Annotated in this window: 14 protein-coding genes and 1 pseudogene; 12 read left to right on the forward strand and 3 right to left on the reverse strand. The window is 73.6% G+C overall.

All coding sequences use genetic code 11. The features are described 5' to 3' along the window. Positions 1 to 96: 96 nt before the first annotated feature. The 5 genes from NRO40_RS22540 (at position 97) to NRO40_RS22560 (ending at position 6,977) form a co-directional block, all read left to right on the forward strand. Positions 97 to 867 carry an NUDIX hydrolase gene (locus NRO40_RS22540; protein WP_058943278.1) on the forward strand — a complete coding sequence of 257 codons (771 nt, stop codon included), beginning with the start codon at positions 97 to 99 and terminating at the stop codon, positions 865 to 867. A 135-nt stretch (positions 868 to 1,002) separates the two neighbouring features. Further along, positions 1,003 to 2,994: an ABC transporter ATP-binding protein gene (locus tag NRO40_RS22545; protein ID WP_058943279.1), complete on the forward strand. Its 1,992-nt coding sequence runs from the start codon at positions 1,003 to 1,005 to the stop codon at positions 2,992 to 2,994. 116 nt (positions 2,995 to 3,110) lie between these two features. Further along, positions 3,111 to 4,052 (forward strand): FadR/GntR family transcriptional regulator, encoded by a 942-nt coding sequence (locus NRO40_RS22550; protein WP_269803097.1) that lies wholly within the window; start codon positions 3,111 to 3,113, stop codon positions 4,050 to 4,052. Between the two features lie 400 nt (positions 4,053 to 4,452). Continuing rightward, positions 4,453 to 6,003, forward strand: a complete 1,551-nt coding sequence (locus NRO40_RS22555) for an RNA polymerase sigma factor (RefSeq protein ID WP_058943289.1) — start codon at positions 4,453 to 4,455, stop codon at positions 6,001 to 6,003. A gap of 143 nt (positions 6,004 to 6,146) precedes the next feature. Further along, positions 6,147 to 6,977 (forward strand): S1 family peptidase, encoded by an 831-nt coding sequence (locus tag NRO40_RS22560; RefSeq protein ID WP_058943281.1) that lies wholly within the window; start codon positions 6,147 to 6,149, stop codon positions 6,975 to 6,977. A 703-nt stretch (positions 6,978 to 7,680) separates the two neighbouring features. Here NRO40_RS22560 and NRO40_RS22565 read toward each other — a convergent pair. Next, positions 7,681 to 7,911: a DUF7455 domain-containing protein gene (locus NRO40_RS22565; RefSeq protein WP_058943282.1), complete on the reverse strand. Its 231-nt coding sequence runs from the start codon at positions 7,909 to 7,911 to the stop codon at positions 7,681 to 7,683. A 438-nt stretch (positions 7,912 to 8,349) separates the two neighbouring features. Between NRO40_RS22565 and NRO40_RS22570 the strand changes: the two genes are divergently transcribed. The 4 genes from NRO40_RS22570 (at position 8,350) to NRO40_RS22585 (ending at position 14,278) form a co-directional block, all read left to right on the forward strand. Next, a complete protein-coding gene (locus NRO40_RS22570; RefSeq protein ID WP_058943283.1) occupies positions 8,350 to 10,467 on the forward strand; it encodes a DNA gyrase/topoisomerase IV subunit B in 2,118 nt (705 codons plus the stop codon). Positions 10,468 to 10,686: 219 nt separating this feature from the next. Further along, positions 10,687 to 11,367 carry a DUF485 domain-containing protein gene (locus NRO40_RS30830; protein ID WP_058943284.1) on the forward strand — a complete coding sequence of 227 codons (681 nt, stop codon included), beginning with the start codon at positions 10,687 to 10,689 and terminating at the stop codon, positions 11,365 to 11,367. Continuing rightward, positions 11,357 to 12,961, forward strand: coding sequence for a solute symporter family protein (locus NRO40_RS22580; protein ID WP_058943285.1), 1,605 nt, complete (start codon positions 11,357 to 11,359; stop codon positions 12,959 to 12,961). Before NRO40_RS30830 ends, NRO40_RS22580 begins: the two co-directional genes overlap by 11 nt. Positions 12,962 to 13,396: 435 nt before the next feature. Continuing rightward, complete coding sequence (locus NRO40_RS22585) at positions 13,397 to 14,278, forward strand: SGNH/GDSL hydrolase family protein (protein ID WP_058943286.1); 882 nt, start codon at positions 13,397 to 13,399, stop codon at positions 14,276 to 14,278. Between the two features lie 22 nt (positions 14,279 to 14,300). On the opposite strand, the gene NRO40_RS22590 is transcribed toward NRO40_RS22585, so the two are convergent. Beyond that, positions 14,301 to 16,259, reverse strand: a complete 1,959-nt coding sequence (locus tag NRO40_RS22590; RefSeq protein ID WP_079047225.1) for a sensor histidine kinase — start codon at positions 16,257 to 16,259, stop codon at positions 14,301 to 14,303. A 116-nt stretch (positions 16,260 to 16,375) separates the two neighbouring features. Between NRO40_RS22590 and NRO40_RS22595 the strand changes: the two are divergent. Then, positions 16,376 to 17,413, forward strand: a pseudogene (locus NRO40_RS22595) (CobW family GTP-binding protein); the annotation flags it as partial. Between the two features lie 376 nt (positions 17,414 to 17,789). Here the strand turns inward: NRO40_RS22595 and NRO40_RS22600 are convergent. Next, complete coding sequence (locus tag NRO40_RS22600) at positions 17,790 to 20,252, reverse strand: DNA gyrase/topoisomerase IV subunit A (protein WP_257375483.1); 2,463 nt, start codon at positions 20,250 to 20,252, stop codon at positions 17,790 to 17,792. A 184-nt stretch (positions 20,253 to 20,436) separates the two neighbouring features. Between NRO40_RS22600 and NRO40_RS22605 the strand changes: the two genes are divergently transcribed. Together NRO40_RS22605 and NRO40_RS22610 are read left to right on the forward strand one after the other, a co-directional pair. Next, a complete protein-coding gene (locus NRO40_RS22605; protein ID WP_058943838.1) occupies positions 20,437 to 21,786 on the forward strand; it encodes a M16 family metallopeptidase in 1,350 nt (449 codons plus the stop codon). Positions 21,787 to 21,812: 26 nt separating this feature from the next. Then, positions 21,813 to 23,180: a M16 family metallopeptidase gene (locus NRO40_RS22610; protein ID WP_058943837.1), complete on the forward strand. Its 1,368-nt coding sequence runs from the start codon at positions 21,813 to 21,815 to the stop codon at positions 23,178 to 23,180. The last annotated feature ends 151 nt before the right edge of the window (positions 23,181 to 23,331 follow it).

Raw genomic sequence — 23,331 nt, forward strand, 5'->3', positions numbered from 1 at the left:
GCGGGGGCGGGGGAGGGAGGGGGCGGGGGTGGGGGAGGCCCCCGCCAGACGTCCCGACGACGTGTTTATCGTCAGGAAGACGACTATGATCGCGGCATGCCCCCCTACGACCCCTCGGCCTTCCCGCCCTTCGCCGTGACCGTCGACCTGGTCGTCCTCACCGTGCGCCGGCACGCGCTGTGCGCTCTGGTCGTCCGGCGTGGGGAGCCGCCGTTCCAGGGCCGCTGGGCGCTGCCCGGGGGGTTCGTACGGCCCGACGAGGATCTGGGCGCGGCCGCGGCGCGCGAGCTCGCCGAGGAGACCGGGCTGTGCGTGCACGACCCGGGCGACCCGACACCCGCTCCGGGCGCCGGTGCGCACCTGGAGCAGTTGGCGACGTACGGGGATCCCGAGCGCGACCCCCGCATGCGCGTGGTCAGCGTCGCCCACCTCGCCCTCGCGCCCGATCTGCCCGCACCCCGGCCGGGCGGTGACGCCAACAGCGTCCGCTGGGCGCCCGTGGAGGAACTGCTCAGCCCCGAGACGGGCTTCGACCGCGGCGAGGAGCCGTCCGTCCCGCTCGCCTTCGACCACGGTCGCATCCTGGCGGACGGTGTGGAGCGCGCCCGGTCGAAGATCGAGTACTCCTCGCTCGCGACGGCCTTCTGCCCGCCCGAGTTCACCGTCGGCGAGTTGAGGCGCGTGTACGAGGCGGTGTGGGGGGTGGCCCTGGATCCGCGGAACTTCCACCGCAAGGTGACGGGAACGCCGGGCTTCCTCGTTCCGGCGGGAGGCACGACCACGCGCCAGGGCGGGCGTCCCGCGCAGCTGTTCCGCGCAGGTGGCGCGACCCTGCTCAACCCGCCGATGCTGCGTCCCGAGGTCTGACGCGCCTGCGTGGCGGCGTCGGACGGTTGGGCACCCCGCAACCGCCCGATGTGCGCGGAAAGTCCGAAATGCCGAGTTATTGTGCTGCGGTACCCACCCTGCCGCCGAGCGGTCTCACCTACCGCGAGAGAAACGATGCTCCAGGCAATCGGACTCACCAGCACGCACCGCAGGAACCGCCCGCCCGCCGTGGACGACCTCACCTTCGAGGCGCGGCCCGGAGAGGTCACCGCCCTCTTCGGCCCGCCCGGAGCGGGCAAGACCACGGCGCTGCGCCTGATGCTCGGACTCGAACGCGGCCAGGGCGTCGCCTACTTCCGCGGCCGCCCCCTCCACCGCATCGCCAACCCGCCGCGGGAGGTCGGTGTCCTCCTCGGCGACGTGCCGGGGCACCCGGCGCGCAGCGTCCGCGGCCAGCTCAGGATGTTGTGCGCGGTGGCAGGCGTCCCGGTCTCCCGCGCCGACGAGCTGATCGACGCCGTCGGCCTCGACGGTCTCGACGACCAGCGCCTCGGCGCCCTGTCCCGCGGCATGGACCGCCGACTGGGCATGGCGGCGGCCCTGTTGGGCGACCCCCACACGCTCGTCCTGGACGAGCCGACCGCCGGCCTCTCGACGCGTGAGGCGAACTGGCTGCACGGCCTGCTGCGGGCCCACGCCCACCACGGCGGCACCGTCCTCTACACCACCTCCGACAGCCGGGCTGCCGCCCGTACCGCCGACCACGTGGTGGCGATGGCCGCCGGCCGGCTCGTCGGCGACCAGGACGCCGCCACCTTCGCCCGCACGCGGCTGCGTCCCCGCGTCGCCGTCCGCACCCCGCACGCCGCCCGCCTCGCCGCCCAGCTCAGACGCGAGGCCCGCGCCGCCCACCGTTCCGTCGAGGTCGTCTCCGAGCACGGCAACGGGCTGTACGTGTACGGCAGCGACTGCGCCCAGGTCGGTGAGACCGCCTTCCGCCACGGCATCCTCCTGCACCGCCTTGCCGACGAGACCGGCCCCGCGCCCACACCCGCGAGCACCCTCACGCCCCCGAACGCCTCCACGCCCCCGCGTGCCCCCGCGCCCCCGAACACCACCGCGCTCGCGCACGTCACCGCCCCCGCGCACGTCACCGCCCCCGCCCACCCGCTCGCGGCGGCCGTCCCGGGGGAGGGGGCACCCGACCGCGCCACCACCGGACGAGGCATCCCCGCCCCGACCCGCACCAGCGCACCCGACCGCGGACCGGCCGCCGCCCCCGCCCCGACCCGCACCACCACCCCGCCCGCCGCCCGCGCCACCCCACGCCACCCCGCCCCCCGCGCAGGGAAGCGCCGCCGCCGACGCGGGCGCGAGCGCTCGTGGGCGGCACGGCGCGCACCGCTGCGGCCGCTCCGCTACGAGCTGCGCCGCCTCACCGGGGTGCCCTCCACGCCGATCACCCTCGGCGCCGCCGTCCTCGCCTCCGTCGTCCTCGCCGTGCTGATGGGGCGGCTCGGCCGCACCCCCGTGCCCGCCGCCGTCGCCGCCTGGCCGGACCTGCTGCCCCTGCCGCCCGCGGCCCTGGGTGCCGGGCTCGTCGGCGCCTTCTCCTTCGGCGACGAGTACCGCTACCCGGCGCTCCCCGCCTCCCTGGGCGCCACCCCGCGCCGCATCGGCCTCCTGCTCGCCAAACTCGCCGTCACGGCCGCCACCGCTGTGCTGCTGGCGGTGGTGGTCGCCGTCGTCGATCTGGAGGCGCTGCGGCTCGTCTACGGCGGCCGATTGATCCCGGTGCCGGGGAACTGGCCTACCCTCTGCGCGAGTTGGCTCGCGCTCGTCGTCGGATGCGCTTGGGCGGGGCTGCTGGCGGCCGGGGTGTTCCGGGCCGCCGCGGCGGGGCTCGCGGCCGTCCTCGCCGTACCCGTGGTGATCGCGCCGGCCGTCGAGGAGGCCCTCCTCGGGCCCGCGGTCCGCAGCGTCGCCGGACTCCCCGCCCGGCTGCGGGAACTGGCCTGGCCCCGCTGGCCCGCGGAAGGCGACCGCTGGGTGGACGGTGCTCTGCGGGTCATGGCCCAACCGGTCGGCGCCGCCCTGGCCTTGTCCCTCACGGTGCTCCTGTGCGCGTTCCTGTTCACCGGGGTGCGCCGCACCGCACGGTGGTGATCAGTTGCCGATCGGGAAGTGATCGTTGCGCGCCAATCGCTCGGTCGCCCTTGGAATTTGCCCGCTTCCTTCCGATAAGGCGTCAAGTGCAGCGCGGGCGCCGATCACCCTTTCGTGTGCTTTTCACCAAAGACCTCAAGGGGTTCGGGAGCGGCGCCGACAAAGGATGCGTGAGTACCCTTGCGCACACCATGATGACCGCCGCCCGCCACGCCGAGGCTTCCCTCGCCGCCCCGGGCGGTCTCGACCGCTACCCCTACGCGGAGGCGCCGGCCGCCGACCGCGTCGGCGCACCGTCCTGGGAAGCCGCCGATTCGGAGTTGGGCCGCATGGGCCGCCGGTCGGCGGGCAACCGCGGTCGCGGACTCCACGGGCAACTCGTCCAACAGCTCGGTCAGATGATCGTCTCCGGCGACCTCGGCGCCGACCGCCCCCTCGTCCCGGAGGAGATCGGCCAGCGGTTCGAGGTCTCCCGCACCGTCGTCCGCGAGTCCCTCCGCGTCTTGGAGGCGAAGGGTCTCGTCAGCGCCCGGCCGAACGTCGGCACCCGCGTCCGCCCGGTCAGCGACTGGAACCTCCTCGACCCCGACATCATCGAGTGGCGGGCCTTCGGGCCGCAGCGCGACGACCAGCGACGGGAGCTGGCCGAGCTGCGCTGGACCATCGAGCCCCTGGCCGCCAGGCTCGCCGCGGGCCACAGCCGCGAAGACCTCCAGCAGCGGCTCGCGGACATGGTGGAGATCATGGGCCACGCCTTCGCGCAGGGCGACGCGATCACGTTCTCGCGCGCCGACGCCGAGTTCCACTCCCTCCTCATCCAGCTCGCGGGCAATCGCATGCTGGAGCACCTCTCCGGCATCGTCTCCGCCGCGCTCCAGGTGTCCGGCGCCCCGGCGATCAGCTGCGACCGCCCCGGCGAGTCCTGCATCTCCCACCACGCCCGCATCGCCGAGGCCCTCGCCGCCGGTGACGGCCCGGCCGCCGAGGCGGCCATGCGGCAGCTCCTCATCGTCCAGCCCGACGTGGAGCGGGTCGTCCCCGCTCCCCGCGAGCACTGAGCGCCGACCGTGGGCGCGGGGAGCGCGCACGGTGTCACACGGCACACGGAAGCGTCGTTCGGAGGCGTGCCGCCGACCCCTCGGGGTACTCGACAGGATCGGACCACTCGGGTCCGGCGGCACGGACCGGTGACGGGATTGCGGGGTGATGTCCTCGTACGCCCTGTGTACGCCGTTATGCGGTGTGACTCGGGCCACGCGGATTGGGCGTAACGCTCCTCGAAGCACGGCGATGACCTAAGAGGTGACAGCCGAGGAGGGAATACAGGCGCCGATCACGGCGCTGTCCACCTCCGAGGCCCAGCCCGCGTCGTCGGCTCATTCCCCGCCGGCGGTCGTCGGCTCCGGCCCGATCATGGGCGGGGCCGGAAGCCGTTTCCATCGTTCCGAGAGGTTGTTCGTGTCGGCCAGCACATCCCGTACGCTCCCGCCGGAGATCGCCGAGTCCGAGTCTGTGATGGCGCTCATCGAGCGGGGAAAGGCTGATGGGCAGATCGCGGGCGATGACGTGCGTCGGGCCTTCGAGGCTGACCAGATTCCGCCAACCCAGTGGAAGAATGTTCTGCGCAGCCTCAATCAGATCCTCGAGGAAGAGGGTGTGACGCTGATGGTCAGTGCAGCGGAGTCGCCGAAGCGCGCCCGCAAGAGCGTCGCAGCGAAGAGCCCGGCGAAGCGCACCGCCACCAAGACCGTCACCGCCAGGACGACCGCGGCCAGGACGACCGCGTCCGCGGCGGCGCCGGCGGCCCCGAGCGAGGACGCCCCGGTCGACGAGGCCGGTACCCCTGCGAAGAAGACCGCCGCCAAGAAGACCGCCGCCAAGAAGGCGACGGCCGTGAAGAAGACGACGGCCAAGAAGACGACGGCGAAGAAGACCGCGGCAAAGAAGGACGCCGACGAGATCATCGAGGGCGAGGAGCTGCTCGAGGACGTCCAGCCGGCCAAGGGCGAGGAAGAGGAGCCCGAAGGCGAGGCCAAGGGCTTCGTCCTCTCCGACGAGGACGAGGACGACGCCCCCGCGCAGCAGGTCGCCGTCGCCGGCGCCACCGCCGACCCGGTCAAGGACTACCTCAAGCAGATCGGCAAGGTCCCGCTGCTCAACGCCGAGCAGGAGGTCGAGCTCGCCAAGCGCATCGAGGCCGGTCTCTTCGCCGAGGACAAGCTGGCGAACGCCGACAAGCTGGCGCCGAAGCTCAAGCGCGAGCTGGAGATCATCGCCGAGGACGGCCGGCGCGCCAAGAACCACCTGCTGGAGGCGAACCTCCGCCTGGTCGTCTCCCTGGCCAAGCGCTACACCGGCCGCGGCATGCTCTTCCTGGACCTGATCCAGGAGGGCAACCTCGGTCTGATCCGCGCCGTCGAGAAGTTCGACTACACCAAGGGCTACAAGTTCTCCACGTACGCCACGTGGTGGATCCGCCAGGCGATCACCCGCGCCATGGCCGACCAGGCCCGCACCATCCGCATCCCGGTGCACATGGTCGAGGTCATCAACAAGCTCGCGCGCGTCCAGCGCCAGATGCTCCAGGACCTGGGCCGCGAGCCCACACCGGAGGAGCTGGCCAAGGAGCTCGACATGACCCCCGAGAAGGTCATCGAGGTCCAGAAGTACGGCCGTGAGCCCATCTCGCTGCACACCCCGCTCGGCGAGGACGGCGACAGCGAGTTCGGTGACCTGATCGAGGACTCCGAGGCGGTCGTGCCGGCCGACGCGGTGAGCTTCACCCTGCTGCAGGAGCAGCTGCACTCCGTGCTCGACACGCTCTCCGAGCGTGAGGCGGGTGTCGTCTCCATGCGCTTCGGCCTCACGGACGGCCAGCCGAAGACGCTCGACGAGATCGGCAAGGTCTACGGCGTGACCCGTGAGCGGATCCGCCAGATCGAGTCCAAGACCATGTCGAAGCTGCGCCACCCGTCCCGCTCCCAGGTGCTCCGCGACTACCTCGACTGAGTGGTCCGCGGGCACGTCCCGCGCGACGCACGGAGGGCCCGGTTCCGGAAAAGGAACCGGGCCCTCCGGCGTTGCGGGGTGCGGTCGTCCGCTCGGTGGCTGACGCTGAGTGGGTGACATGCAACCCTGAGTCAGGAGGCCGAATGCGCGGAACGCGTCATCCCATCAGCAGCAGGCGGGCAGCGGTCGGGGTCGTGGCCGCGGCGGCGGCCGTGGCCACGCTCGTGGCGCCCGCCCCGGCCGCCGCGGACGGTGGCGTCGTCGGGGGGCACACGGCCCAGGTCGCGGACGCGCCGTGGGTGGTCGCCCTGTCCAGCCGTGACCGGTTCGGGCGTACCCGGGCCGGCCAGTTCTGCGGTGGCGTGGTGATCGCCCCGGCGAAGGTCGCCACGGCGGCGCACTGCCTCCGGGAGGACGTGCTCGGGGTGGCGCCGGACCGGCTGGAGGACCTCAAGGTCATCGCCGGCCGCTCCTCGCTGCTGGGGCCTGGCGGGTACGAGGTCCCGGTGAGCGCGATCTGGATCAACCCGGCCTACGACCCCGACTCGAACTCCGGCGACGTCGCCGTCCTGACCCTCGCCCAGCGCCTGCCGGACGGCTACACGATCCCCGTCGCCCGCGCCGGGGACGCCGCCTACACCCCCGGTACGGCGGCGACCGTGTACGGCTGGGGCGACACCACCGGCCAGGGCACGTACGCCTCCCGGCTCCACGCCGCGGAGGTGTCCGTCCTTCCCGACGAGTCCTGCGCCCGCGCCTACCCGGCGGGGAAGGGGCCCGCGCGATACCGGGCGGACACGATGCTGTGCGCCGGCACGGACCAGGGGGGCCGTGACGCCTGTCAGGGCGACAGCGGGGGCCCGCTGGTGGCACACGGGCGCCTGATCGGCCTGGTGTCCTGGGGCAGCGGCTGCGGCCGCGCGGACAGCCCGGGCGTCTACACGCGGGCGTCGACGCTCCTGCCGCCGTCGTGACGGGCGTGCGCCGTCGCGCCGGGACCGCCGTACGCCGTCGCGCCGCGACCGGCCGCCGTCGCAAGGGGATCGACGTCCGCCGTCACGCGGTGGGGTCGGGTCGCGCCGGTGCGTGAGTCTCGGGCGGCGCACGAACGGGACGGCCGGACATGCCGGTTCGGCCCGCGGCCCCTGACCGGCCGGCCTCGGTCCCGAGCGTGCGGACACCCGCCGGAGCGGTCCCGGGCGCCCGAGCCGGGCGCAGTCGTCCGCCGCCTGGGGAACAGCCGCGCCGAGTGGCGGCGCCCGTCCCGAACGGGCGGACATCTGTCCCGAGTCGGCCGACCCGCTGCCCGAGCGGGGCTGCGTCCGGCCTGTCCGGGCGGCGGTTCGTGTACGGCGTCGTACGGGACTGGCCCCGCCCGGCCCGGCGGAGTCGTCCGCCGGGCCCGTACCCGTCCGGCCAAGGGCCGCTGGAGGGCGGGGAAGGGCCCGGTCCGGTGTGGTGCCGTCGGGGGAGCGCAGCGGGAAACCCCGCTGCGCGCCGTATGGGTGCGGAGCGGGGCGGCACCCCGCCGTCACTCAGGGTGCCGCCCCGCGTCACCGGCGGTCCCGGACCCTCCGGCGCGGGCCGGAAAAGCCGCGGGCGGCCTACCCCGCGGAGACGGGGGCGGCCGCCCGATGGCCGGTCCTGGACCGGTCTGGCTCGTCGTGGATGCGCGTGTCAGCGGTCCTCGTCGGGTGCTCCGGCCGGCACGGTGGTGAGCCGGTCCGTCTCATCCTGTATCTCCGCGGCGATCTTCTTCAGTTCCGGCTCGAACTTGCGGCCGTGGTGGGCGCAGAAGAGCAGTTCGCCACCGCTGGACAGCACGACGCGCAGATATGCCTGGGCGCCGCAGCGGTCGCAACGGTCGGCGGCCGTCAGCTGGCTCGCGGGGGTCAGAACAGTAGTCACGTCGCCTCTTCTCTAGCTCGACGAGCTGTCGTACCAGGGTCAACATCCAACCAGGCCGAAAACGTTCCCGCTCGCGGCTTTTCCTCGAAACTTTTTCAAGGTGGCTGTCTGCTGCCGGTTGGCGGCGAATGAGCCGTATTGCGGTGTCGCTGTGCGTTACGGGTTTCGCGTTGCTTGTCTGGTGTGTCCCCCCGGCTGGGTTGCCGGTTGTTCAGGAGGACGTGCCCGGAGCCTAAATGGTTCATGCCTGGAAGGGAACGTGATGTCCACGTCACCCGGACGAGGGATCGAACACCCATACGAGTCTGGACTAGCATGACCGTTCACGTGGGTGGCGTGACAACCGCTCTACCTGGGCTCTGTACGCTCGGACCGGCACAGAGGCCGACCGCCCTACCCACGTGGGCAAGAACCCAAATTCAGCGAGGAGCGAACCGCGTGACCGCCGAGACGTCCGTTCCGTCCAGTGCTCTGCTGACCGCAGACCGTGACGGTTCCAACTACACCGCGCGGCACCTGCTCGTCCTCGAGGGGCTCGAAGCGGTCCGCAAGCGTCCCGGCATGTACATCGGGTCCACCGACAGCCGTGGCCTGATGCACTGCATCTGGGAGATCATCGACAACTCCGTGGACGAGGCCCTCGGAGGGTACTGCGACAACATCGAGGTGATCCTCCACGACGACGGCTCGGTGGAGGTCCGGGACAACGGCCGCGGCATCCCCGTGGACGTCGAGCCCAAGACGGGTCTGTCCGGCGTCGAGGTCGTCATGACCAAACTGCACGCCGGCGGCAAGTTCGGCGGAGGCTCGTACGCCGCGTCCGGCGGTCTGCACGGCGTGGGCGCCTCCGTGGTGAACGCGCTCTCCGCCCGCCTCGACGTCGAGGTCGACCGGAACGGCTCCACCCACGCCATCAGCTTCCGCCGCGGCGTGCCCGGGATCTTCACCGAGTCGGGCCCCGACGCCCCGTTCGACCCGGGGAACGGCCTGCGCAAGACCAAGCGCGTCCCGAAGACCCGCACCGGCACCCGTGTGCGCTACTGGGCGGACCGGCAGATCTTCCTCAAGGACGCCAAGCTCTCCCTGGAGACCCTGCACCAGCGAGCCCGCCAGACCGCCTTCCTCGTGCCCGGGCTGACCATCGTCGTCCGCGACGACCGCGATCTGGAGGGCCTGGGCAAGAGCCAGGAGATCTTCCACTTCGACGGGGGCATCAGCGAGTTCTGCGAGTACCTCGCACCCGACAAGCCCGTCTCCGACGTGCTGCGCCTCACCGGCCAGGGCACCTTCAAGGAGACCGTCCCGGTCCTCGACGAGCGCGGCCACATGACGCCCACCGAGGTCACCCGCGAGCTCGGCGTCGACGTCGCCCTGCGCTGGGGCACGGGGTACGACAGCACGGTCCGGTCGTTCGTCAACATCATCGCCACCCCCAAGGGCGGCACCCACGTCACCGGCTTCGAGCGGGCCGTGACCAAGACCATGAACGAGGTCCTGCGCGCCGCCAAGCTGCTGCGCGTCGCCGAGGACGACATCGTCAAGGACGACGCCCTGGAGGGCCTGACCGCCGTCGTGACGGTCCGGCTCGCCGAGCCGCAGTTCGAGGGGCAGACGAAGGAGGTCCTGGGCACGTCCGCGGCGAACCGCATCGTCGCCAACGTCATCGCCAAGGAGCTCAAGGCGTTCCTCACCTCCACCAAGCGCGACGCGAAGGCCCAGGCCCGCGCCGTCCTGGAGAAGGCCGTCGCCGCCGCCCGCACGCGCATCGCGGCCCGTCAGCACAAGGAGGCCCAGCGCCGGAAGACCGCGCTGGAGACCTCGTCGCTGCCGGCCAAGCTCGCCGACTGCCGCAGTGACGACGTGGAGCGCAGCGAACTGTTCATCGTCGAGGGCGACTCCGCGCTCGGCACGGCCAAGCTCGCCCGGAACAGCGAGTTCCAGGCCCTGCTGCCCATCCGCGGCAAGATCCTCAACGTCCAGAAGTCGTCCGTGTCGGACATGCTGAAGAACGCCGAGTGCGGGGCGATCATCCAGGTCATAGGGGCGGGCTCAGGCCGGACCTTCGACATCGACGCCGCCCGGTACGGCAAGATCGTGCTCCTCGTGGACGCCGACGTCGACGGCGCCCACATCCGCTGCCTGCTGCTCACGCTCTTCCAGCGGTACATGCGGCCCATGGTGGAGGCGGGCCGCGTGTTCGCCGCGGTGCCGCCGCTCCACCGGATCGAGCTGGTGCAGCCCAAGAAGGGCCAGGACAAGTACGTGTACACGTACTCGGACGGCGAACTGCGCCAGACGCTGCTGGAGTTCCAGCGCAAGGGCGTCCGGTACAAGGACTCCATCCAGCGCTACAAGGGCCTCGGCGAGATGGACGCCGACCAGCTGGCGGAGACCACCATGGACCCGCGCCACCGCACCCTGCGCCGCATCAACATCGGCGACCTGGAGGCGGCCGAGCAGGTCTTCGACCTGCTCATGGGCAACGACGTCGCCCCCCGCAAGGAGTTCATCACGAGCTCCGCCGCGACGCTGGACCGCTCGCGCATCGACGCCTGAGCGCACCGCCGCGGCGCCCTCCGCCGCGCCCGACACACCGAAGCCCACCGACCGGAACCCCCCTTCCGGCCGGTGGGCTTCTGCGTTCCCCGTCCGCTCCGGATCGGCTCCCGCGTCACCTGATGGGGTGAAAGGGGCGGGAGAAGAGTCCGGGAACTTCCCGTTCTGCCCATGCTTGGCCACGCGGCCGAAACGGTTCGCTGACAAGGAGAGTTACCGGTGGACAACTGGGAAGGACGCGACGCCGCCGCGACGCGCATCGAAGACCCCTGGTACGACGCCCTGGCGTCCGGATGGGGCGAACCGGGCCGGGAGGCGGGCGCGACGGGCACGGCGGACCCGGCGGCACCGGGGGACATGGCGGTCGCGGGGGGCACGGCCGCCGGGGCGGGACCGGCAGGCGCGGCAGCCGCGGGGGGAGTGGCGGGCGCAGGAGGTGCGGCGCGCCCCACCGGCGCCGCGGCCCCCGCCCCCACCGGCGCCGCGGGCACCGCGGGCACCGCCTCCGCCCTACCGGTGGGCGGTGGTGCCGGGGGGTGGCCGGGGCCGTCGGACACGGGCGCGCAGCGGGCCGCCGACGTCTACCTGGAGGTCCAGCGCAGCCCCGCCTTCCAGGAGGTGCGCGGCCGCTACCGCCGGTTCGTCGGCCCGGCCGCCCTCGTCTTCCTCGGCTGGTACCTCGCCTATGTCGTCACCGCGACCGCCGCACCCGGTCTGATGGCCCGCCCGGTCGTCGGCGCGGTGAACGTGGCGATGGTCGCCGGCCTCGGCCAGTTCCTCACCACCTTCGCGCTGACCTGGGCCTACACCCGGCACGCCCGCGTGCACCGGGACCGCGCCGCGCTGGAACTGCGCTGGGACACGCAGGAGATGACCCGGGAGGCGCGCCGTGACCGGTGACCACCAGACCCTGGCCCTGCTGCTGTTCGGCGCGTTCGTCGCGGTCACCCTCGCCATCACCACCTGGGCGGGCCGCCGCCGGCACGGCAGCGCGGAGGAGTTCTACACCGGCGGCCGGCTCTTCTCCCCCATGGAGAACGGTTTCGCCATCTCCGGCGACTACATGTCCGCCGCCTCCTTCCTCGGCATCTCCGGGCTGATCGCGCTCCACGGGTACGACGGGATGCTGTACTCCGTCGGTTTCCTCGTGGCCTGGCTGGTCGTCCTCCTCCTCGTGGCCGAACTCGTGCGCAACTGCGGGCGCTTCACCCTCGCCGACGTCGTCGCCGCCCGCATGGGTGAGCGGGGTGTCCGTACCGCGGTGGGCGTCTCGTCCGTCGCCGTGTCGCTCCTCTACCTCGTGGCGCAGATGGTCGGGGCGGGCAGCCTCGTCGCCCTGCTCCTGGGCGGCACCAGCGACGCCGCCCGGAGCTGGACGGTCGTCGGGGTCGGCGCGTTGATGGTCGTCTACGTCTCGCTGGGCGGCATGCGCGCCACCACCTGGATCCAGATCGTCAAGGCCGTCCTGCTGATGGCGGGCGCCGGCGCGCTCACCGTGCTCGTACTGCTGCGCTTCGACGGCGACTTCGGCGCGCTGCTGACCACCGCGGCGGAACGCAGCGGGCACGGCCCGGCCTTCCTCGCGCCCGGGCTCGCCTACGGCGGGGACTGGACGGCCAGCCTCGACTTCATCAGCCTCGGCATCGCCCTCGTCCTCGGCACGGCCGGCCTGCCCCACATCCTCGCCCGCTTCTACACCGTGCCCACGGCTCGGTCGGCCCGGCGCTCGGTCGTCTGGTCCATCGGCCTCATCGGCGGCTTCTACCTGATGACGATCGTCCTCGGGTTCGGCGCCGCCGCGATCGTCGGCACGGACGCCGTGCGGGCGTCCAACGCCGCCGGGAACACCGCCGTGCCGTTGCTCGCGCTCGACCTCGGCGGCGGAGCGGGCTCCACCGGCGGGGCCGTCCTCTTCGCGGTGGTCGCGGCCGTGGCGTTCGCGACGATCCTCGCGGTCGTCGCCGGCATCACCCTCGCCTCGTCCACGTCCGTCGCCCACGACCTGTACGCGTCGTTCACCCGAGACCGGGACGGCCGCCCCGCCGGCCGGTACGGCGAGGTCGCGGTCGCGCGCGTGTCGGCCGTGGTGATCGGGGCCGCCGCCATCGGACTCGGCCTGCTGGCCCAGGGGCTGAACGTGGCGTTCCTCGTCGGGCTCGCCTTCGCGGTCGCCGCGTCGGCGAACCTCCCCGTCCTGCTGTACGCGCTGTTCTGGCGCCGGTTCACCACCCGCGGCGCGGTGTGGTCCGTGTACGGGGGGCTGGTGCCGGCCGTCGTGCTCGTCGTGCTGTCGCCCGTGGTCTCGGGCAGCCCCGGCGCGCTCTTCCCCGACGTCGACTTCCACCTCTTCCCGCTCCAGAACCCGGGCGTGGTCTCCATCCCCCTCGGCTTCCTCGCGGGGTGGCTCGGCACGGTCACGTCCCCCGAGCCGCCGGACGCGGCCAAGCACGCGGAGACGGAGGTACGCGCCCTGACCGGCGCGGGCGCGGCGTGACGGACGCGGCCAGAGGGCCGGCCGGGCCTGACCGCCGCCGGGGCGGGACGGGCGTGACGGGAGCGGGCGCGGGCGCGGCGTGAGGGGAGGGGGCGCGCGTGGACCGGTGTCGGCGCGGCTTGACGGATGCGGACGCGGGCGGACCGGAGCCCGGGGGTGGGCGGGCCGGTACCGGGGTGGAGGTCGGGGGCGGACGCGCCGGACGGAACCCGGGCCCGCCCCCCGGGGTCGGATGGAGATCCGACCGCCGCTGCGCGATGTCTTGACGGGTCGTCACGGCCGCCACATATTACGTACCGGTAGTACGCACCAGTAACTGCGCGCAGTGCCCCATGACACGGCAGGCCGGACGGGACCGCCTGCCGCCCCCCGCTCGCCCCCGGCCTCCCGCCCGCCGGGGGCGACGCCTCCGCCCCCACCGAAAGAGGCACCATCATGCGTTCCGTCCCCCCGGGCCGCCGCGCCCGTACCGTCCTCGCCGCCACCACCACCGCCGCGGCCGCGCTGGCCACGGCCGCGCTCGGCGCCGGCCCCGCCGCGGGCGCCGAGACGTCGGTCGACCGCTACGTCGCGCTGGGTGACTCGTTCGCCTCGGCGGCCGGCGTGCCCGACCAGGTCGACTCCGCCTGCATGCGATCCGACCGCAACTACCCGGCGCTGGTGCGCGCCTCGCTGACCCCCGCCGCGCACCGGGACGTCTCCTGCGGCGGTGCCACCACCGTGCACATGACGACCGCCCAGAACGCCTCCGCGCCGCCGCAGTTCGACGCGCTGAGTGCCGACACGGACGTGGTCACCCTCACCATCGGCGGCAACGACATCGGCTTCGCCGACATCATCGTCCGGTGTGTGAGCCTCGGCCTGTTCAACCCCTTCGGCTCGCCCTGCAAGAGCAGCTACACCTGGACCGGCACCGACCAGCTGGCCGCCACCGTCAACGCCACCGCCCCGAAGATCGCGGCGGCCATCGACGGCGTCCGCCAGCGCGCGCCGCACGCGACGATCCTGGTCACCGGCTATCCCGCGATACTGCCCGACGACGGCACCAACTGCCCGTCCGTCGTCTCGATCGCCAAGGGCGACGCCCCGTGGCTGCGCGACACCCACAAACGCCTGAACGCGATGATCGCCACCCAGGCCGCCCAGCGGGGGGCCGTGTACGTCGACACCTACACGAAGTCGATCGGCCACGACGCCTGCAAGCCGGCCGGGACGCGGTGGATGGAACCGCTCTTCACCAACGCCGCCGCGCCGTTCCACCCGAACGCGGCGGGCGAACGGGCGATGGCCGACGCCGTCCTCGCCGCCCTGCGCTGATCGGACGATCGGACGGCGGCACCTACGGGCAGGCGCCGGGGCCCGCCGCGGGGTCCGGTGCGGGCGCGCCCACCGTCCCGGGCCCGGACCCCGGCCCGGGGCACGGCGTCGCTTCCCCGGGGAGCCCGGGCGGTGGCCCCGGTACGGCCGGGGGCTCCGGCACCTGTAGCCCCGGGGCCCCCGTCTCCGGTACGCCCGCGAATCGGGGTTCCGGCGCCGCGGAGGGCTCGGGCACCGCCGGGGCGGATCCTCCCGCGGGTACGGCTCCCTCCGCGGGCACGGCTGCCCCCGGGAGGCCGGGCTCGGGACCCGCCGGGGGCGGGGCGGGTTCCGCGAGGGCCTCCGGCAGGGTCACCGTGAACTCCGCGCCGCCGCCCGCCGCCGCGCCCACCCGTACGCCGCCCCCGTGGCGCTCCGCGAGCCGGCGCACCAGGGGGAGGCCCAGCCCGCGGCCGGCGCCGTGGGACGGCTTCCGCTTCGTGGACCAGCCCTCCGTGAAGACCGCCTCCCGGTGGTTCGACGGGACGCCCGGACCGGTGTCGCAGACCCGCAGCACCGCCGTGCGCCCCCGTGCCAGCAGCTCCACCTCGACCGCGGCGCCCCGTGATCCGGCCGCCGCGTCCACGGCGTTGTCCACGAGGTTGCCCACCACCGTCACCACCTCGCCCGGCGCGACCAACCGGTCGGGCAGCAGCGAGCCGGGGGAGACCCGCAGGGCCACGCCGCGCTCGGCCGCCACCGTGGCCTTGCCCACCAGCAGTGCCGCGACCAGCGGGTCGTGCACCTTCTCGGTGACCTGCTCGGCGGTGGCCCGCCGCACGCCCGCCACCTCGACCAGGTACTCCACCGCGTCGTCGTACATCTCCAACTGCAGCAGCCCCAGGAGGGTGTGCATCCGGTTGGCGTGCTCGTGGTCCTGTGCCCGCAGCGCGTCGATCAGGCCGTGCGTCGCGTCCAGCTCGCGCCCCAGCCGCTCCAGCTCCGTACGGTCCCGCAGGGTCACCACCGCGCCGCCGTCGTGCGTCGGCATCCGGTTCGCCACCAACACCCGCCGGCCCCGGACCGCCACCAGGTCCCCGCCCGTGACCCGGCCCCCCAGCACGTCCGCGGTACGGCCGCCGCCGAGCACCTCCTCCAGTGGCCGCCCGGTCACCTCGGGCCCGAGTTCCAGCAGCCGCTGCGCCTCGTCGTTGACCAGCCGGATGCGGCCGGCCCCGTCCAGCGCGACGACACCCTCGCGGATGCCGTGCAGCATCGCCTCCCGCTCGGCCAGCAGCGCCGCGATGTCGGAGAACGCCAGGTCCCGCGTCTGCCGCTGGATCCGCCGCGCGATCAGCCACGCGGCCAGCGCCCCCGCCGCCAGGGCACCGCCCGCGTACGCGAGCAGCGGGGGGATCGCCGCGAGGAACCGGCCCCGCACGCTGTCGTACGCGATGCCCACGGAGACCGCGCCGACGATCCGCCCGTCCCCGTCGCGCAGCGGCGCCTTGCCACGGGCCGCGCGCCCGAGCGTGCCGCTGTCGATCTCCAGGACGTCCCGGCCCGCCAGCACCCCGCTCGGGTCGGTCGACACCACCTCGCCGATCCTGGCGGGGTTCGGGTGGGACCAGCGGACGCCCCGCGCGTCCATCACCACCACGTACTCCGCGCCCGTGACGCGCCGGATCCGCTCGGCCTCCGCCTGGACCGGACCGTCCTCAGCGGGTGCCGACGACAGCAGCTCGCCGGCCAGCCGCGACGACGCCGTCGTCTGCGCGATCGCCAGCGCCCGCCGCATCGCCTGGTCGTCCAGCTGGCTGCTCAGCGGCGCCAGGAACAACCCCGTCACCAGGACCGTCACCCCGGCCGCCACCGCCAGCTGGATCAGCAGCACCTGCGAGAACACACGGCGCGGACGGCCGAACGGCAACCGGGCCGGCCGCGGCGGCCGGACGGGCGGGGAGCCGCGGGAGGGCGAGGGCGGAGGGAGGGCCGGGCACATGGCGGGACACGTTAGACGGCGCCGCCGCCAGGCGGAATGGCCGCCGCCACACCGGGCACCCGCCCGCCTATCCTGAGGAACCCTCCGTTCCTCCGCGGCCGAGTGAAAGGTGCCCCTTGAGCGTGCAGCAGATCCCCGTCGTCGTCCTCGCGGGATTCCTCGGGTCCGGCAAGACCACCCTGCTCAACCACCTCCTGCGCAGCGCCCGGGGCACCCGGATCGGCGTGATGGTCAACGACTTCGGCTCCATCGAGATCGATGCCATGACCGTCGCCGGCCAGGTCGGCTCGACGGTCTCCCTCGGCAACGGCTGCCTGTGCTGCGCCGTCGACACGAGCGAACTCGACACCTACCTGGACACGCTCACCCGGCCCGGCACGGGGCTCGACGTCATCGTCATCGAGGCCAGCGGCCTGGCCGAGCCGCAGGAGCTGGTCCGGATGATCCTCGCGAGCGACAACGCCCGGGTGGTGTACGGGGGGCTCGTCGAGGTCGTGGACGCCGCGGAGTTCGACGCGACCCGCGCCCGGCACCCGGAGACGGACCGGCACCTCGCCCTCGCCGACCTCGTCGTCGTCAACAAGGCCGACCGGGTGCCGGAGGCCGAGCTGCGGCGCGTCGTGGACGCCGTGACGGGCGTCGCCGACCGTGCCGCGGTGATCGTCGCGGCGCACGGGCGGGTCGACCCGGAGCTGCTCTTCGACCGGGCCGCCCGCTTCGAGGAGGGCCCGGACGGCGTCCGGCAGCTCTCCTTCGAGGACCTGTACGCCGACGCGTACGAACGCGACCACCGGGAGCACCCGCACGCCGCCTACGAGACGGTGTCGTTCACGGCGGGGGAGCCGATGCACCCGCGGCGGCTGATGGACTTCCTGGACTCGCGGCCCGAGGGGCTGTACCGGATCAAGGGGTTCGTCGACTTCGGCGCCGCCGACCCGGACCACCGGTACGCCGTCCACGCGGTGGGCCGCTTCCTGCGCTTCTACCCGCAGCCCTGGCCGCCGGGGGAGCGGCTGACCGAGCTCGTCCTGATCGGCTCCGGCACGGACGGCGCGGCCCTGCTGCGGGGCCTCGACGCCTGCCGGGTGGCGGGCCCGCACGACGTGCCGGAGGAACACGCCCTGTGGGGGGTCCTGCGGTACGTGCCCGAGCCCGATCCGGTCGACGGGGACCCGCGGGCCCCGCACCGGCCCTGCGCCGACCCGGAGGGTGCCGCCGCGACGGGCGGGGCCCCGGCGGCGGAGGGCGCCACGGCCCCCGAGCCCGTCCCCGACCCGGCGGCCTACGCCGACGTGGAGCCCGACCCGTACGCGGACCCGGACGCCTACGAGGACCCTGACCCTGACCCGTACGCGGATCCCGACGCCTACGCGGACCCGGACGCGTACGGGGACGCCCCCGACCCGCACCCCGAGCCGGACGCCCCCCACCCCGCCCCGTACGGCGGCGCACACCCCCCGTACGGCGCCTGACGGACGACGGCAGGGGACGCGCCGCCCACCACCCGGTGGGCGTCACGCCCCCTGCCCGTCACGCCCCTTGCGCGACGGGTCCCGCCAGTACTGCCACCGGCCTGACCAGCGGCGTGCCCGAGCCGTCCCGGCGCGGGTCGACGTCCGGCAGCTCGACCGGCATCCCGTTCTTCTGGGCCGCCTTGGCCGGCGCCGCGCCCGCCCAGGCCAGCACCAGCACGTCCTCGCCCTTCAGGAACCGCTGGCAGCGCACGCCGCCGGTCGCCCGCCCCTTGCGCGGGTACTGGTCGAACGGCGTCAGCTTCGCCGACGTACCGATCGAGGCGTCCAGCTGTCCGGTCGCGCCCGCCACCGTGAACACGAGGGCGTCCGCCGCCGGGTCGACCACGGTGAACGAGAGGACCCGCGCGCCCGCCGCCAGCTTGATCCCCGCCACGCCGCCCGCGGGACGGCCCTGCGGGCGCACCTGGGCGGCCTGGTAGCGCAGCAGCTGCGCGTCGGACGTGATGAAGACGAGGTCCTCCTCGCCGGTCCGCAGCTCGGCGCCGCCGACGACCCGGTCGCCCTCCTTGAGGGTGATGACCTCCAGCTCGTCCTTGTTCGCCGGGTAGTCGGGCACGACCCGCTTCACCACCCCCTGGAGCGTGCCCAGCGCGAGGCCGGGCGACGACTCGTCGAGCGTGGTGAGGCAGACGACCGTCTCGTCCTTCTCCAGCGTCAGGAACTCCGCCAGCGGCGCGCCACCCGAGAGGTTCGGCGCCGTCGCCGTGTCCGGCAGCTGCGGAAGGTCGATCACCGGGATGCGCAGCAGCCGCCCGCCGGACGTCACCGCGCCGACCGTGCCGCGCTGCGTCGCCGGCACGGCCGACACGATGACGTCGTGCTTCACGCGCTTGCCCTCGTCCTCCGGCAGCGGCTCGGCCGTCGCCGTGCGCGCCAGCAGGCCCGTCGAGGACAGCAGCACCCGGCACGGGTCGTCGGCGACCTCCAGCGGGACGGCCGCGGCGGGGGAGCCCGCCGACTGGAGCAGGACCGTGCGCCGCTCGGTGCCGAACTTCTTCGCCACGGTGGCCAGCTCCGACGAGACCAGCCGGCGCAGCTCCGCGTCCGACTCCAGGATGCGCGTCAGCTGCTCGATCTCGCCCTTCAGCCGGTCCCGCTCACCCTCCAGCTCCAGCCGGTCGAACTTGGTGAGGCGGCGCAGCGGCGTGTCGAGGATGTACTGGGTCTGGACGTCGCTCAGCGAGAACCGCTCGATCAGCCGCTCCTTGGCCTGCGCGGAGTTCTCGCTCGACCGGATCAGCCGGATCACCTCGTCGATGTCGATGAGCGCCACCAGCAGCCCCTCGACCAGGTGCAGCCGGTCCCGCTTCTTGCCGCGCCGGAACTCGCTGCGCCGCCGCACCACCTCGAAGCGGTGGTCCAGGTAGACCTCCAGCAGCTCCTTGAGGCCCAGCGTGAGGGGCTGGCCGTCGACCAGGGCGACGTTGTTGATGCCGAAGGACTCCTCCATCGGCGTCAGCTTGTACAGCTGCTCCAGCACGGCCTCGGGGACGAAGCCGTTCTTCACCTCGATGACCAGCCGCAGTCCGTGCTCGCGGTCGGTGAGGTCCTTGACGTCGGCGATGCCCTGGAGCTTCTTCGCGCCGACCAGGTCCTTGATCTTGGCGATGACCTTCTCCGGGCCGACCGCGAACGGCAGCTCCGTGACGACGAGGCCCTTGCGGCGCGCCGTCACGTTCTCCACCGTCACCGTCGCGCGGATCTTGAACGAGCCGCGGCCCGACGCGTACGCGTCCCGGATGCCCGAGAGGCCCACGATCCGGCCGCCGGTCGGCAGGTCCGGGCCGGGCACGAAGCGCATGAGCGTCTCGAGGTCGGCGCCGGGGTGCTTGATCAGGTGCCGGGCGGCGGCGATGACCTCGCCCAGGTTGTGCGGGGGCATGTTGGTGGCCATGCCGACGGCGATCCCGGAGGCGCCGTTGACCAGCAGGTTCGGGAAGGCGGCGGGGAGGGCGATCGGTTCGCGCTCCTGCCCGTCGTAGTTCGGGACGAAGTCGACGGTGTCCTCTTCGATCGACTCCGTCATCAGGGACGTCGCGTCGGCCATCCGGCACTCGGTGTACCGCATGGCCGCCGGCGGGTCGTCGTTGCCGAGGGAACCGAAGTTGCCGTGGCCGTCGACGAGGGGCACGCGCATCGAGAAGGGCTGCGCCATGCGCACCAGCGCGTCGTAGATCGACGCGTCACCGTGCGGGTGGAGCTTGCCCATCACCTCACCGACGACCCGGGCGCACTTGACGAAGCCGCGCTCGGGACGCAGCCCCATCTCGTTCATCTGGTAGACGATCCGGCGGTGCACGGGCTTCATGCCGTCCCGTGCGTCCGGCAGGGCCCGGGAGTAGATCACCGAGTACGCGTACTCGAGGAAGGAGCCCTGCATCTCGTCGACGACGTCGATGTCGAGGATGCGCTCCTCGAAGTCGTCGGGCGGCGCGGTCTTCGTGCTGCGGCGGGCCATCGCTGCTGCGGCTCCTTCACCAAGGTGGATCTGACGCCGACCATTGTGGACCGTCCCACTGACAGGACCGACCGCGACCCGGAAGAGGGACCCCGCAGCTTGCCGGGAACTTCGCCGCGCGGTGGCGCGCTTGCATACAGTGGCAGGACTTTTCCATGACGCGATCGAAGGGACGTACATGCCCATGGGTCACACGGCCACGGCCGAGGCCGGCTCCGGCGGCCTGACAGCGACCGAGCACCGGCTGGCCAACGGCCTGCGCGTGGTGCTCTCCGAGGACCACCTGACCCCGGTCGCCGCGGTGTGCCTCTGGTACGACGTCGGCTCCCGCCACGAGGTCAAGGGCCGCACCGGCCTGGCGCACCTCTTCGAGCACCTGATGTTCCAGGGTTCCCAGCAGGTCCGGGGGAACGGGCACTTCGAGCTGGTGCAGGGCGCCGGCGGCTCGCTCAACGGCACCACCAGCTTCGAGCGCACCAACTACTTCGAGACCATGCCCGCCCACCAGCTGGAGCTCGCGCTCTGGCTGGAGGCCGACCGCATGGGCTCCCTGCTCGCCGCCCTGGACGACGACTCGATGGAGAACCAGCGGGACGTCGTCAAGAACGAGCGCCGCCAGCGGTACGACAACGTCCCGTACGGCACCGCGTTCGAGCGGCTGACGGCCCTCGCCTACCCGGACGGCCACCCCTACCACCACACGCCGATCGGCTCGATGGCGGACCTGGACGCGGCCACCCTCGACGACGCCCGCGCCTTCTTCCGCACGTACTACGCGCCGAACAACGCCGTGCTGTCCGTCGCCGGCGACATCGACCCGGAGCAGACGCTCGCCTGGGTCGAGAAGTACTTCGGCTCCATCCCGGCCCACGACGGCAAGCCCGCCCCGCGGGACGGCACGCTGCCGGACGTCATCGGCGAGCAGCTCCGCCAGGTCGTCGAGGAGGACGTCCCCGCGCGCGCCCTGATGGCCGCCTACCGCCTCCCGCACGATGGCACGCGCGCGTGCGACGCCGCCGACCTCGCGCTGACCGTCCTGGGCGGCGGCGAGTCGTCCCGGCTGCACAACCGGCTCGTCCGTCGCGACCGCACCGCCGTCGGCGCGGGCTTCGGCTTGCTGCGGCTGGCCGGCGCCCCCTCGCTCGGCTGGCTGGACGTCAAGACGTCCGCCGGCGTGGAGGTGCCGGAGATCGAGGCGGCCGTGGACGAGGAGCTCGCCCGGTTCGCCGCCGAGGGCCCCACGGCCGAGGAGATGGAGCGGGCCCAGGCGCAGCTGGAGCGCGAGTGGCTGGACCGCCTCGGCACGGTCGCCGGCCGCGCGGACGAACTGTGCCGCTTCGCCGTCCTCTTCGGTGACCCGCAGCTCGCCCTCACCGCCGTCCAGCGCGTCCTGGACGTCACCGCGGACGAGGTCCGGGAGGTCGCCGCCCAGCGGCTGCGCCCGGACAACCGCGCGGTGCTCGTCTACGAGCCCGCCAAGGGCGCCGACGGCGACCCGACCGACAGCGACGACGAGGAGGGTACGGACCAGTGAGCGACGCTGCCGTGTCTCTGACCAGCATGGAATTCCACCCGCAGCCGCAGGCCGGCGCGCCCCGCGTGTGGGCCTTCCCCGCCCCGGAGCGGGGCCGGTTGGACAACGGGCTGACCGTCCTGCGCTGCCACCGTCCCGGCCAGCAGGTCGTCGCCGTGGAGATCGTCCTGGACGCCCCGCTGGACGCCGAGCCGGAGGGCCTCGACGGCGTCGCCACGATCATGGCGCGCGCCCTGTCCGAGGGCACCGACAAGCACTCCGCGGAGGAGTTCGCCGCGGAGCTGGAGCGCTGCGGCGCGACGCTCGACGCGCACGCCGACCACCCGGGCGTGCGGGTCTCGCTGGAGGTGCCGGCCTCCCGGCTGCACAAGGCCCTCGGGCTGCTCGCCGAGGCGCTGCGGGCCCCCGCCTTCGTCGACGGCGAGGTCGAGCGCCTCGTGCGGAACCGGCTCGACGAAATCCCGCACGAGACGGCCAATCCGGCGCGCCGCGCCGCCAAGCAGCTCTCCGCCGAGCTGTTCCCGGCCACCTCGCGCATGTCCCGCCCCCGTCAGGGCTCCGAGGACACCGTCGCCCGGATCGACGCCGCGGCCGTGCGCGCCTTCTACGAGGCCCACGTCCGTCCCGCGTCGGCGACGGCGGTCGTCGTCGGCGACCTGACCGGGATCGACCTGGACGCCGTCCTCGCCGACACGCTCGGCGCGTGGACGGGCGACGCGCCCCGGGAGCGCGCCGCGTCGGCCGTCACCGCCGACGACACCGGTCGCGTCGTCATCGTGGACCGGCCGGGAGCCGTGCAGACGCAGCTGCTCATCGGCCGCGTCGGCCCCGACCGGCACGACAGCGTGTGGCCGGCCCAGATCGTCGGCACGTACTGCCTGGGCGGCACCCTCACCTCGCGCCTGGACCGCGTCCTGCGCGAGGAGAAGGGCTACACCTACGGCGTGCGGGCCTTCGGCCAGGTCCTGCGGTCGCTGCCGGACGGTTCGGGCGCGGCGATGCTCGCCATCAGCGGCTCGGTGGACACCCCCAACACCGGCCCCGCCCTGGAGGACCTGTGGAAGGTGCTGCGGACCCTCGCGGCCGAGGGGCTGACCGACGCGGAGCGTGACGCCGCCGTGCACAACCTGGTGGGCGTCGCGCCGCTCAAGTACGAGACGGCGGCGTCCGTCGCGGCCACGCTCGCCGACCAGGTGGAGCAGCACCTCCCGGACGACTTCCAGGCCCGGCTGTACCAGCGCTTGGACGCGACGGGCACGGTGGAGGCCACGGCCGCGGTCGTGAGCGCCTTCCCGCAGGACCGCCTCGTCACCGTGCTCGTGGGTGACGCCGCGCGGATCAAGGCGCCGGTGGAGGCGCTCGGCATCGGTGAAGTCACCGTCGTCGCCGGCTGATTGACACCCGGTCCGGAGCCGCGGCGCGCGGAACCTCGGGTTCCCGCCGGCCCCGGCACTCGGAGGGGCACACGGAGCCCCGGCGTCCCCAGGGATGCCGGGGCTCCTCCCTTCCTCGGCCGGGTGTCCGTTTTGTGGGCAAGGTGGGGTG

Origin of the sequence: Streptomyces changanensis (genome assembly GCF_024600715.1) — a bacterium.
Lineage (GTDB): Bacteria > Actinomycetota > Actinomycetes > Streptomycetales > Streptomycetaceae > Streptomyces > Streptomyces changanensis.

Coding starts and splice junctions, on each gene's coding strand:
- NRO40_RS22540 (WP_058943278.1), top strand. CDS start 97: ATGCCCCCCTACGACCCCTCGGCCTTCCCGCCCTTCGCCGTGACCGTC.
- NRO40_RS22545 (WP_058943279.1), top strand. CDS start 1,003: ATGCTCCAGGCAATCGGACTCACCAGCACGCACCGCAGGAACCGCCCG.
- NRO40_RS22560 (WP_058943281.1), top strand. CDS start 6,147: ATGCGCGGAACGCGTCATCCCATCAGCAGCAGGCGGGCAGCGGTCGGG.
- NRO40_RS22585 (WP_058943286.1), top strand. CDS start 13,397: ATGCGTTCCGTCCCCCCGGGCCGCCGCGCCCGTACCGTCCTCGCCGCC.
- NRO40_RS22590 (WP_079047225.1), bottom strand. CDS start 16,259: ATGTGCCCGGCCCTCCCTCCGCCCTCGCCCTCCCGCGGCTCCCCGCCC.
- NRO40_RS22600 (WP_257375483.1), bottom strand. CDS start 20,252: ATGGCCCGCCGCAGCACGAAGACCGCGCCGCCCGACGACTTCGAGGAG.
- NRO40_RS22605 (WP_058943838.1), top strand. CDS start 20,437: ATGGGTCACACGGCCACGGCCGAGGCCGGCTCCGGCGGCCTGACAGCG.
- NRO40_RS22610 (WP_058943837.1), top strand. CDS start 21,813: ATGGAATTCCACCCGCAGCCGCAGGCCGGCGCGCCCCGCGTGTGGGCC.